12 protein-coding genes and 2 tRNA genes are annotated in these 12,033 nt (G+C 51.0%); 6 read left to right on the plus strand and 8 right to left on the minus strand.

All coding sequences use genetic code 11. From position 1 onward, the window contains the following. Positions 1 to 326: 326 nt before the first annotated feature. The 7 genes from DBZ16_RS12050 to rsmA all read right to left on the minus strand — a co-directional run bounded on the left by DBZ16_RS12050 (position 327) and on the right by rsmA (position 5,929). Complete coding sequence (locus DBZ16_RS12050) at positions 327 to 833, minus strand: CvpA family protein (RefSeq protein ID WP_070515270.1); 507 nt, start codon at positions 831 to 833, stop codon at positions 327 to 329. Beyond that, positions 826 to 2,061, minus strand: coding sequence for a cell division protein FtsN (locus DBZ16_RS12055; RefSeq protein WP_107814169.1), 1,236 nt, complete (start codon positions 2,059 to 2,061; stop codon positions 826 to 828). The genes DBZ16_RS12050 and DBZ16_RS12055 overlap by 8 nt, the downstream gene beginning before the upstream one ends. 12 nt (positions 2,062 to 2,073) lie before the next feature. Beyond that, on the minus strand, positions 2,074 to 3,348 hold the full coding sequence (gene folC / locus DBZ16_RS12060; protein ID WP_107814170.1) for a bifunctional tetrahydrofolate synthase/dihydrofolate synthase: 1,275 nt from the start codon (positions 3,346 to 3,348) through the stop codon (positions 2,074 to 2,076). Positions 3,349 to 3,482: 134 nt separating this feature from the next. Beyond that, entirely contained in the window at positions 3,483 to 3,917 is a 435-nt protein-coding gene (locus DBZ16_RS12065; RefSeq protein ID WP_107814171.1) for a protein YgfX, read from the minus strand. Between the two features lie 4 nt (positions 3,918 to 3,921). Further along, positions 3,922 to 4,281: a hypothetical protein gene (locus tag DBZ16_RS12070; protein ID WP_049224915.1), complete on the minus strand. Its 360-nt coding sequence runs from the start codon at positions 4,279 to 4,281 to the stop codon at positions 3,922 to 3,924. A gap of 122 nt (positions 4,282 to 4,403) precedes the next feature. After that, positions 4,404 to 5,132 (minus strand): amino acid ABC transporter ATP-binding protein, encoded by a 729-nt coding sequence (locus DBZ16_RS12075; RefSeq protein WP_003740819.1) that lies wholly within the window; start codon positions 5,130 to 5,132, stop codon positions 4,404 to 4,406. 17 nt (positions 5,133 to 5,149) lie between these two features. After that, a complete protein-coding gene (gene rsmA, locus DBZ16_RS12080) occupies positions 5,150 to 5,929 on the minus strand; it encodes a 16S rRNA (adenine(1518)-N(6)/adenine(1519)-N(6))-dimethyltransferase RsmA (protein ID WP_107814172.1) in 780 nt (259 codons plus the stop codon). Between the two features lie 183 nt (positions 5,930 to 6,112). On the opposite strand from rsmA, the gene DBZ16_RS12085 reads away from it, so the two are divergent. The 3 genes from DBZ16_RS12085 (at position 6,113) to DBZ16_RS12095 (ending at position 7,760) form a co-directional block, all read left to right on the plus strand. Continuing rightward, complete coding sequence (locus tag DBZ16_RS12085; RefSeq protein WP_107814173.1) at positions 6,113 to 7,465, plus strand: deoxyguanosinetriphosphate triphosphohydrolase; 1,353 nt, start codon at positions 6,113 to 6,115, stop codon at positions 7,463 to 7,465. A gap of 131 nt (positions 7,466 to 7,596) precedes the next feature. After that, positions 7,597 to 7,673 (plus strand) — tRNA-Arg (locus tag DBZ16_RS12090). Positions 7,674 to 7,685: 12 nt separating this feature from the next. Beyond that, positions 7,686 to 7,760: transfer RNA gene (locus tag DBZ16_RS12095), tRNA-Glu, on the plus strand. Between the two features lie 239 nt (positions 7,761 to 7,999). On the opposite strand, the gene DBZ16_RS12100 is transcribed toward DBZ16_RS12095, so the two are convergent. After that, entirely contained in the window at positions 8,000 to 9,142 is a 1,143-nt protein-coding gene (locus DBZ16_RS12100) for an extracellular solute-binding protein (RefSeq protein WP_107814174.1), read from the minus strand. 302 nt (positions 9,143 to 9,444) lie between these two features. Here DBZ16_RS12100 and rpsT point away from each other — a divergent pair, with 302 nt between their 5' ends. The 3 genes from rpsT (at position 9,445) to DBZ16_RS12120 (ending at position 12,029) form a co-directional block, all read left to right on the plus strand. After that, positions 9,445 to 9,708 (plus strand): 30S ribosomal protein S20, encoded by a 264-nt coding sequence (gene rpsT, locus DBZ16_RS12105; protein ID WP_002212556.1) that lies wholly within the window; start codon positions 9,445 to 9,447, stop codon positions 9,706 to 9,708. A gap of 240 nt (positions 9,709 to 9,948) precedes the next feature. Next, positions 9,949 to 11,169 carry a phospholipase A gene (locus tag DBZ16_RS12115; RefSeq protein WP_107814175.1) on the plus strand — a complete coding sequence of 407 codons (1,221 nt, stop codon included), beginning with the start codon at positions 9,949 to 9,951 and terminating at the stop codon, positions 11,167 to 11,169. Between the two features lie 158 nt (positions 11,170 to 11,327). After that, on the plus strand, positions 11,328 to 12,029 hold the full coding sequence (locus tag DBZ16_RS12120; RefSeq protein WP_039407693.1) for a DUF502 domain-containing protein: 702 nt from the start codon (positions 11,328 to 11,330) through the stop codon (positions 12,027 to 12,029). The last annotated feature ends 4 nt before the right edge of the window (positions 12,030 to 12,033 follow it).

Below are 12,033 nucleotides of genomic sequence, written 5' to 3' on the forward strand. Positions count from 1 at the left end.
GTTAACTTGGAAACTAGAATTATAGAATAAATCGGACAAAGTTGCCCAAATTGTTGACAATCATTCGTCCGTTTAGCTTGAAGGCAGATACGGACTATGACTTATTGATGAATTAATACGACAAAACGAGGCATCGAAAATAAAACCCAACCTCACCCTAACCGCTTTTATTTCATCGCCTTATCAACACCCTGCCCATACTTCTACCGGATATTTAGACTATAAGCAGCGCGATCGGCAAATATAGCTACCTAACTTTTAACCCTCATGAAAAACCGGTTTCAGACGACCTTTGATGTAATCGAGGTCGTCTGAAACCGGTCGGTTTACAATTCCGCCTTATCTTCCGTCTTATCCTTCTGACCGGGCAGATAAGGCATGATGACTTCAGACAATGATTGGAAATAAGGAATGCTGTACGAACTTTGCCAATCTTCCGTTTCCGGCAAATCGGTGTGGGCGCAGACCATGACTGCCAAAGTTACCAGCAACACGCCTTTGGCTGCGCCGAACACGCCGCCCAAGACTCTGTTGACACTACCCAAGCCCATCGATGACGCTGCGTTGGTCAGTATGGTGCGCAAAAACTGCTGTAAAAAACGTGCCAAAAAGAAAATCACGACAAACGAAATGGCAACGCCCAAGGCATGCGGTTGAATCGATTTAAACGCCACTTCTGAAAACGGTACGGCAAACGTTTTAGCCAACAAGAAGGAAATCACCCACGCAAACAGCGAACCCGCTTCGGCAATGACGCCGCGTATCATCGACATCACGATACACGCCGCGATTACGCCGAAGGCGAGTATGTCGGCTAACGGAATATCATTCATTGGTTACCTGTCCGGCAATGCCGTGTACGCGCAATTTGTTCAAGTCGCGTTCGGCGTCGTAGGCGTTTTTGTATGCGCTCGATTTGACACGGTAAACCTTACCTTTATCCGTCATCACTTCGGTAATGGTTGAGTCGATACCTGCCGCTTTCATTTTGCGTTGCAGGCTCAAGGCGCGTTCTTTTTCAGCATAACCTGCCTGAATCGCGGCTTTTTTACCTGATTTAGCATCGGCGGTTTTGGTTTTTGCCTTTTCAGACGACCTTTCGGCAGCAGCGGTTTTCTCTGCTTTGGCTGTCGGCTCGGTTTTGGCTTTGGCAACTTTCGCTTCGGCTTCTCTTACCGCAGCAGCTTTTTTGTTGGCTGTTTCGATTTTTTCGTATTTGGAAGCATCTACCCGAATTCTTTCTTTAGGTTCGGATGCGGATGCTGTGACGGCTTCTTTGGCTTTTTCCGCTGCCGCTCTGTGTTTCGCCGCCGCTTCTTCTTTGGCTTTTAACGCCTTACGTTCGTCAACGGCTTTTTCAGCTTTTTCCAACTGCGCCAGCTTGTTGCGTTCGGCTGCGGCAGCGCGTTCGGCTTTCTCGGCTTTGGCAGCTTGAAGCGCACGTTTGCGTGCTGCGGCATTGGCTTCGCGCTCTGCTGCTTCTTGTGCTTGAAGCTGCTGCGCTTTACGCTGCTCTTCGCGATTACGGCGGCGCTCTTCCGCGCGGCGTGCGGCTGCTTCGCGTTTGGCGGCTTCGGCTTTTTGGATTTTCTCGGATTCTTCCAAACCTTTGATGTCGCTGTCTGACAGCGTATCGTTAATCAACACCAAAGGCGGACCTAAATCTTCGGGTGCGGCAGGCGGCGCTTCAGGTTGCGGTTCGGGCTGCGCTTGTGCATTTCGCTCCGGCGTGCTGATTTCCTGAGGCTTGTCTGCTGCTTCCGCCACTTCGGCATCTGCATTTTTAGCCGCTTCTGCCGCTGCTTCCAAATCTTCTTTGGTAGAAGGTTCCAACACGGTCGCATCCGCCAAGTTGGCAGGTTCTGCGTTGGCATTATTCTGTTGGATGGTTGTGGTTTGGGCGTTTTCTTCTTGTTTGTTTTCCGGTCCGGTTGACAGGGCGACGCCCAATAAAACGGTCGATGCCGCCACCAACCCCGATGCCATAACCAAGCGGCGGCGGTTGCGGCGTTTGAGCTGTTCGTAACCGGTCAGAACTTCATTTTGCTTATTGTCAGACATGGAGATTTCCTTTTACAACGCCGCCATCACGTCGGCAACGGTATGAAATGAGCCGAAAACAACGATTCTATCATTTTCGCCCGCCTTAGCCAAAGCGGCGCGGTACGCCTCTCGAACGGAGGTAAAAGTTTGTATATTTTCGATATTTTGTGCTTCCAGTTTCGCCTGCAAGGCGTCCGTCGTCATACCGCGCGGCACGTCCAAAGGCGCGATATACCATTCGTCAAACTGGTCTTTAACGATTTCCAACACGCCGTCTATGTCTTTGTCGGACAGCATGCTGAACACGGCGGTGCGCTTTTGTGCAAACGCCAAATTAATCAGGCTGCGGCGCAGGGCGCGGGCGGCGTGGGGATTGTGCCCGACATCCAAAACGGTCAGCGGACGGCCGGGCAGGACTTGGAAGCGTCCGGGATTTTCAACCAGCAGCAAACCGCGCTTGATGGCGCCGATGTCCACCGGCAATTTTTCGTTCAAACATTCCAACACGGTCAGCGCGCAGGCGGCGTTGGAAAGCTGATATGCGCCGCGCAATGCGGGAAACGGCAGGGAATTGCGGTTGCGCGCGGGGTCGTCTGAATGCTGCGGATGGAAGCGGTAGTTCCATTGGATGTTTTCCAATGAGGAAAAATCGAAATCGCGCTGCACCATCAGCAGTTTCGCGCCTATGGCTTCGGCGTGTGCGACCAACGATTCGGGCGCAGGGTTTTGCCCGCAGATTGCGGGTTTGCCGCTGCGGAACACGCCTGCTTTTTCAAAGCCGACCTGCTCGACCGTATCGCCCAAAAACGCCTGATGGTCCAAATCCACGCTGGTGACCACCGCGCAATCGCAGTCGAACACATTGACCGCGTCCAAACGTCCGCCCAAGCCGACTTCCAATATCATTACATCGACTTGTTCGTGTATGAAGATATCGACCGCTGCCAAGGCATTGAATTCAAAATAGGTTAGCGATATTTCGCCGCGCGCCGCTTCGATACGCTCGAAAGAAGCGGTGATGAGGTCGTCTGAAACCGGCTCGGCGTTGACGGCGATGCGTTCGTTGTAACGCAATAAATGCGGGCTGGTCAGCGTACCGACTTTGAAGCCTGCCTGTTTGTAAATCTGCGTCAGGTAGGCACAGACCGAACCTTTACCGTTTGTTCCCGCGACAACGACGACGGGGCATTCCGGCTCGAGCTTCATGCGTTTTTTCACTTCGCTCGTGCGTTCCAAGCCCATGTCGATTAAGCCGCCGCTGTGGGCGGTTTCCAAATGCGAGAGCCAGTCTTGTAATGTTTTCATGTGTGTTTCGTTTTTCAAAAGGTCGTCTGAAACCGTCGTTTTGGAATAATGGGGATGGTTACTGCTACTTGTGTGGACTATTTTTATATTGGGTTTAATTTGATGAGAACAAGACGGGAAACCGCCTTGTTGAATTAAAGCGGATGCCCGGCATCCTGAGCCTGACACCAGCGTGCCCAAACTTTCAGACGACGGTAAGATTCTTTATCCGCCATATCGGGCGTAACGCATTGCCGTATCGTTTTGCCGTCGGCGTTCCACTGCAAAAACAACGCGTAAGGTGTCAGCATGGTCGCGCCGTCCAACACCGCGCCCTGCCCTTCTCCGTCTCCGCAAAATAGAGAAGCGCGCGCATGGCGGTCGATGGCGATTTTCTTTACCGCACCCGCCGTCCGCAAATTCACTACGCGCCACGCGTGGACAAAACTGCCCGCCAACGCCGCCAGCCCGAACCACATCATCCAGCCGTAAAACCATATCAGGCACACGGCAACTGCGGACAAATGCAACAAGACGGACAAGGCTTTTAAAGAACGGGACGGCTTCAAGGTCGTCTGAAAAGCGCGCATCGCCCTACATCATATTGTCGAACACGGGCGTAATGCTCAATTCCGCTTCTTCCATGTCCAAAACCATATCGTGGATTTCTGTATCGAAAAATTCCCAAAACGCCTTCAGGCTCATGTCTTGCGGCCACTTGTTTTTATCGATGTCCCAGCCTGCCAGTTCCGCCTCGAAAATCTGTTGGTAGCGTTCGTCAAAATAGGCAATCACGGCTTCCGGCTCGTCAAACTGCGGCACGAGAAACACGGAGCAGTTGGCACGGATTTGCTCGATGGTCAGGTCGGGCATATTTTCATCGGCGGATTTCAGCCATTCCAAAAAACGGGCGGTCGGCTTAAGCACGACGGCGGTACGGTCAACAAAATACATGGTTTTCCTTTGAAACGGCAAAATCGGAAATGACCCCTTTGCCATCTATATCTATCGGTTGCATTCGCCAAAGGTCGTCTGAAAGCCTCAATCTGTCTTTCAGACGACCTTTTGACGAGCTGTTAATGCGTCATCACTTGCTGCAAGAACTGTTTGGCGCGTTCGTGTTTCGGATTGGTAAAGAACTCTTCAGGCGTTTCGTTTTCCAAAATCTGCCCTTTATCCACGAAAATAATGCGGTCGGCCACTTCGCGCGCAAAGCCCATTTCATGCGTGACACACATCATGGTCATGCCGCTTTCCGCCAAGTCCTGCATCACTTTCAACACCTCGCCGACCATTTCCGGGTCGAGTGCGGAAGTCGGTTCGTCAAACAGCATCACGCGCGGCTCCATCGCCAGCCCGCGCGCAATCGCCACGCGCTGCTGCTGACCGCCGGAAAGCTGGCTGGGGAAAGCGTCTTTTTTATGCGCCAAACCCACGCGTTCCAACAGCTCCATCGCCTTTTCCTCAGCCTGTTCTCGGCTTTGTTTTTTCACCTTCATCGGCGACAGGATGATGTTTTCCAATACGGTCAGATGCGGATACAGATTGAAGCCTTGAAACACAAAACCCACTTCTTCGCGCACCTTGTTCAAATCCGTTTGCGGATCGGCAACATTTATACCGTCCACCCAAATCTCGCCGCTCTCAATGCTTTCAAGCTGGTTGACGGTACGGATGAGCGTCGATTTGCCGCTGCCCGAAGGTCCGCAAACCACCACCACTTCACCCTGCTTCACTTCCAGATTGACGCCGTTGATGACGTGCAGGTCTTTGAAATGTTTATGTACGTTTTTGAATTTAATCATGTTGTTTCCAGATGTTTTCAGACGACCTTACGGACAAGATAATTGCTCAGTTCCACATATTTCTCCGGCGCGATATGTTCGGCGCGGTCCTGCGGACTGATACCGACTGCCTGCAAATCCTCGTCGCCGGCAAATTCTTTCAGATTGTTGCGTATGGTTTTGCGGCGTTGGTGAAAGGCGAGTTTCACCAGTTTGGCGAAATGCTCGAAATCGTCCGCCTTGCCGATACGGTGTTTCACCGGAATCATGCGCACCACCGCCGAATCCACTTTCGGCGCAGGGTCGAACGATTCGGGCGGCACGTCAATCAGCAGCTCCATATCGAAAAAATATTGCAGCATCACGCCCAAGCGGCCGTAGTCGTTGCTTTTCGGCGCGGCAACCATGCGCTCGACCACTTCTTTTTGCAGCATAAAGTGCATATCGACGACATCGTCCGCCACTTCCGCCAGCTTGAACAAAAGCGGCGTGGAAATGTTGTACGGCAGGTTGCCGACGATTTTCTTTTTGCCCGCGATGCTGTTGAAATCAAACTGCAATACGTCGCCTTCATGAATCACGAGCTTATCCGCAAACGGCAGCGTTTTCAGACGACGTACGATGTCGCGGTCGATTTCGATAACGTGCAGGCGGTTCAGCTTTTTCGCCAAAGGCTCGGTAATCGCCGCCAAGCCCGGCCCGATTTCAATCACCACATCATCCGCCTGCGGACGCACGGCGTTGACAATATCGGTAATAATCCGCGTGTCCTGCAAAAAATTCTGCCCGAAGCGTTTCCGGGCCTTATGTTCTTTCATCGCGTCTCTTCAAACTGTCGATCATTATAGTAAGCGCGTATTGTAACTGAAAAACAAAGTCCTGTTCAGACCAACTGCCCAAGCAGCCGCCCTACGCCAATCGGGATTTCAAACCGTCCCGCAATGCAGTAATATCCCGTTCATCCCACAAAGGTCGTCTGAAAACCAGCAAGGAGCAATTTCATGCAGATGAATTGGAAAAACCTTCTCTCCACTCAACGTTTCCGCACGAAAAACGGCGAAATCATCCCTACCGTCACGCCTTCCACCCAAGAAGGCGCAGACGCTTTGCGCACCGACTTCCATATCGACTACGACCGCGTCGTGTTCTCCGGCGCATTCCGCAGACTGGGACGCAAAACCCAAGTCCACCCTCTTGCCGAACACGACCTGACCCACAACCGCCTCACACACAGCGTCGAAGTCGCCAGCGTCGGACGCAGCATCGGCAACCGCGTAGGCGTTATGCTTCAGGCAGGCGGTTTTTTACCGGAAAACAATACGCCAAGCGACATCGGCGCCGTCGTCCAAGTCGCCTGCCTCGCGCACGACCTAGGCAATCCCCCGTTCGGACACACTGGAGAAGACGCATTGCGCGACTGGTTCCGCAATCCCAAAAACCAGCCGTTTTTACAGACATTAAACGAAGCAGAGCGCAACGACATCCAAACCTATGAAGGCAATGCCCACAGCCTGCGCATCACGGCAAGTTTGGAAATGTATCCCGACGCAGGCGGCATGCGCCTAACGTCCGCCGCCATAGGCGCACTGCTGAAATACCCTTGGACGACGCAACATCCGAACGGAAGAAAAAAATTCAATATTTACCAAACCGAATTACCCTTCATCCGCCGCGTTGCAGACGAATTGGGACTGATTGAATCAGGAACAGACTGTTGGGTACGCCATCCCCTGTCCTACTTGATGGAAGCAGCCGACGACATCTGCTACGCCCTCTTAGACTTGGAGGACGCGGTCGAACTGGATTTACTGAGCGACGCTGAAATCGAAAGCGTATTATCCGAACTTACCTTTGAAGAAAGCACTTGGCACGCGCAATCCAGCCGCCAACGCTGCGCCATGTTGCGCGGCATCGCCATCGGCAAAGCGATAGAAGACGCCGCCCAGACTTTCATGATGCACCAATCCGACCTGCTAAACGGCAACTTCAAAGGCAAAGACCTATTGGCGTTGTGCAGCCCGCAAGTTCAAAACACCTTGGAAAAAGCGAAAGAACTTGCCCGCACACGCATTTTCCGCCACCGCACCAAACTCATGACCGAAATCGCCACTTTCCCGTGTCTCGGTTCCATTTTGGATTTATTGGTTCCCGCCGCATACGCCATGATTGCGCAAAAACAGGTTGATGTGCGCCAATCCCTCGCGCTTGAATTGCTAAAAAACCACGACCCCATCCAAGAAACTGACAGCCTGTATCGTGCATACATGAAAATTTTAGATTTTGTCGGCGGCATGACAGACAACGCCGCCGCAAAAATGGCACAAGATTTATCAGGCGTAGGCATTTTAAGATAATTAATACCCTTTATTTTCATATTGTTATTTTATTATAAGCATTTTTATCCAGAAAACACTGGACAGCAACCGACAGCTTGTATATTATTCGGTCTTCTTGATTCACGACGCAGTCGCGAAGTGATGAAAATGCACCCGTAGCTCAGTTGGATAGAGTATCTGGCTACGAACCAGAGGGTCGGGCGTTCGAATCGCTCCGGGTGCGCCAACAAAATTATCCGCGCCCATCGTCTAGCGGTTAGGACATCGCCCTTTCACGGCGGTAACCGGGGTTCGATTCCCCGTGGGCGTGCCAAATTCTTAAAGCACAGTTTAAACAAACTGTGCTTTTTTCTTTGCTTTTAAAAATTCATCACAAACACAGCCGACTTACTTTAAACTAAATCAACACAAACAAACCACAGCCAAATCCAATATCAAAACAACACCTTACCTAAGCTCAATCCATACACACCACTCCGAAACCAAAATAAGAAAAGGTCGTCTGAAAACCCAATCCAAGGTTTTCAGACGACCTTTCAAAACATCAAACGATTAGTTTGAACCGACTTTAATCTTCTGCCACAGATTAACCGACAGTTTCTTCGCATCCGAACTCATTTGCGGCATCACAAAACCGTCTTTCATATCCTGAGCATTCGGGAAGATGGAGCGGGTGTTAACCAATTCGGCAGGCATTTTCTCGCGCGCCGGTTTGCTTGCAGGCGCAAAGGTAACGGCAATGCCGTTTTTCGCAGCCACTTCGGGATCAAGCGTGTAGTTGATGTATTTGTGGGCATTGGCGATGTTTTTCGCATCAGCAGGAATCAGCCAAGATTCAATCCAGAAGCCCATACCCTTCGGCGTCAAGACTTCAATGCCGACGTTGTTTTTCACTTCTTCAGAACGGGCTTTCGCCAAGTTCAAGTCGCCGCCGTTACCTGCTGCGAGACAGATGTCGCCGCGCGCCAGCTCGTCAATGATAGACGGACTGAAACGTTTTACATCGGGACGGATGGTTTTCAGCACTTCCGCCGCTGCTTTCAAATCATCAGGATTTGTACCTTTAGGATCTTTGCCCAAGTAGTTCAACAAAATCGGGAACATCTCGCTCGGCGTATCCCACAAGGCGATACCGCAGGATTTCAGCTTGTTGGTGTATTCAGGCTTGAACAGCAAATCCCAACCGTTTTCAGGCAGCTTGCCGCCCAAAAGTTCTTTACCCTTCGCCGTAATCGCCAAAGTATTGACACCGGAGAAATAAGGCACGGCATACTGGTTGCCCGGATCGGCAGTTTCCAGCATTTTCAACAATTCAGGATCGATGTTTTTGTAATTGGGAATCAGGTCTTTATTGACTTTCTGATAAGCACCCGCTTCGATTTGGCGAGGCAGGAAAGCGATACCGGGAACGACCAAGTCATAACCGGATTTGCCGGTCAGCATTTTGGCTTCGAGGGTTTCGTTGTTTTCGTAAAGGTCGTAGGTCAGCTTCAGATTATTGGCTTTTTTGAAGTCTTCGACAGTGCTCTCGTCAACGTAGTTCGACCAGTTGTAGATGTTCAAAGTATCGGTGGAGGCTGCTTCAGCATTGGCAGCAGGCGCGCTGCCTGCTTGAGGTTGCTCGGTTTTTTTCTCGCCACCGCCGCAAGCGACCAGCGATAATGCCGCCAATACGGCTAATACGGATTTTTTCATACGGGCAGATTCCTGATGAAAGATTGTTAACAGAAAATGAACACTCTGCACCCCATCAATACCCCGGCACAAAGCGGGGCTATTGTAATGGAAGTAGGTAAGAACTCAAAGCAATATCTGACTGATTTTTATTGAAATAAGGCACGATTTCTCAGACTCGGGAAAACGGCGTTGCACAAGATGTCGTTTTTGGGCAAAATACGGGCGATTTGCGCGCGCAAACAGAGAAAATACTTGCATATAGAGAAATCTGTCTTTAAAATTGCGCGTTTACAGAATTTATTTTTCAGGAGATATTCAATATGGCAAACAGCGCACAAGCCCGCAAACGTGCCCGCCAATCGGTTAAACAACGCGCCCACAACGCCAGCCTGCGTACTGCATTCCGTACCGCAGTGAAAAAAGTGTTGAAAGCAGTTGAAGCCGGCGACAAAGCTGCTGCTCAAGCAGTTTACCAAGAGTCCGTCAAAGTCATCGACCGTATCGCTGACAAAGGCGTATTCCACAAAAACAAAGCAGCCCGCCATAAGAGCCGTCTGTCTGCCAAAGTAAAAGCATTGGCTTAATCTTTTTCGCCTATCGTCTTGGCGCTTGATCGCATCGGGACAGGCAAGCAGATAACGATGCCCCTGAGGTCTTAACCTTTCAGGGGCATTGCCGTATGTGGTGCAAGTTGATGTAAACTTTTCAGACGACCTGCTGTAACACCGGCGCAAGGCGGTAAAATGCGGCTTGATCTGCTTTTCAAACGATTAATCCCGATATTCAGGCAAAAGGTCGTCTGAAAACACCCAATCGGCAATCCCATGAATGAAATGATGAACAAGATGTTGAAACACAATTTGGTGCAAAGCGATGCCCTAAAGAACAAAAAACCGTCATTATCCAAATGTCGGCGCGCCTTGATGCTTATCCTTATCGGCGGAACAGCCGCTCCTGCCGCCTACGCCGACACAGCTTTACAATGTACTTCCATTCAAGACAATGCCACCCGTTTGGCGTGTTACGACAGCATTTACTCGGCTCAACTGCCGCCGCAAGCTCCGCTGCCCGTCATTCGCGAAGAAACCGCCAAAGCACCGGTCGATTTACCCAAAACCATCAGCACCAGCCGCGAGAAAAAAACGGCAACGATTGTATTTGACGAAAATAAAGAACAATCCACCCTTTCGGAAGACAATCTCCGCACTACAGCCGATGCCTACACGCCACTGAGTCTGATGTACGATTTGGACAAAAACGACTCGCGCGGCTTATTGAGTGTGCGCGAGCACAATCCCATGTACCTGATGCCCGCATGGTACAACAGCTCGCCCAACCTGCATCCCCATTCCCCTTCGCGCGGCACGACCAATCAGGAAAAATTCAGCGAACAGAAACACATAGAAACCAAACTGCAAGTTTCGTTCAAAAGCAAAATTGCCGAAGATTTGTTTAAAACCCGCGCGGATTTGTGGTTCGGCTACACCCAAAAATCCGATTGGCAGATTTACAACCAAGGCAGAAAATCCGCGCCATTCCGCAACACCGATTACGAACCCGAAATTTTCCTGACCCAGCCTGTGAAGGCTGATTTGCCGTTCGGCGGCAAACTGCGCATGGTCGGTGCAGGTTTCGTCCACCAATCCAACGGACAAAGCCGTCCCGAATCCCGCTCATGGAACCGCGTTTACGCATTGGCGGGGATGGAATGGGGCAAACTGACCGTCATCCCGCGCGTGTGGATGCGCGCATTCGATCAGACCGGTGAAAACAACGACAATCCCGACATTACCGACTACATGGGTCATGGCGATTTGAGGCTGCAATACCGTCTGAACGACAAACAAAATATTTCGTCCCTGCTGCGCTACAATCCCAAAACCGGACACGGCGCGGTTGAAGCCGCCTACACTTTCCCGATTAAAGGCAAACTTAAAGGTGTCGTGCGCGGCTTTCACGGCTACGGCGAAAGCCTGATTGATTACAACCACAAACAAAACGGCATCGGCATCGGCCTGATGTTCAACGACTGGGACGGAATTTAATGCCGAATCTTGTTTTCAGACGACCTTTTATACCATGTTGTACGCAGGTCATCTGAAAGCAAAACAAACACCCTTCCCATATTAAAAACACTCGTTTCCTATCGCCCAAACGCGTATAATGCAACGTTTGGGCGATATTTGTCGGAATAACACAGAAGATGACAGAACAAACGGCCGAAGGCGGAAAAGTTGCCAAGGCATTAAAAAAATATCTGATTACAGGCATGTTGGTGTGGCTGCCGATAGCCGTAACCATTTGGGCGGTCAGCTATATCATATCTGCCGCCGACCGGCTGATCAGTCTGCTGCCCGAGCAATGGCAGCCTCAATATTTCTGGGGATTCAATATTCCCGGCTTGGGTATTATTGCCGCCATTGTCGTCTTGTTTCTGACCGGCGTGTTCGCCGCCAACGTTTTAGGACGCCAAATCCTCGCCGCATGGGACAGCCTGCTGGGACGGATTCCCGTCGTCAAGTCCATCTATTCCAGCGTCAAAAAGGTATCCGAGTCCCTGCTTTCCGACAGCAGCCGCTCGTTCAGAACGCCCGTGCTGGTTCCGTTCCCGCAGCCCAATATTTGGACGATTGCCTTTGTTTCAGGGCATATTCCCGACAAACTTAAAGGCAGCCTGCCGCACGATGACGACTATCTTTCCGTCTATGTGCCGACCACGCCCAACCCGACCGGCGGCTATTACATCATGGTGAAAAAAAGCGACGTGCGCGAACTCGATATGAGCGTGGACGAAGCATTGAAATATGTGATTTCGTTGGGCATGGTGATGCCGGATGAAGTTCGGGTCAAGGCTTTGGCAGAACACAGGTCGTCTGAAAACGGCGATACAGAACAAAACAATTAAGGTG

Source organism: Neisseria sicca, from assembly GCF_003044565.1.
Lineage (GTDB): Bacteria > Pseudomonadota > Gammaproteobacteria > Burkholderiales > Neisseriaceae > Neisseria > Neisseria sicca_A.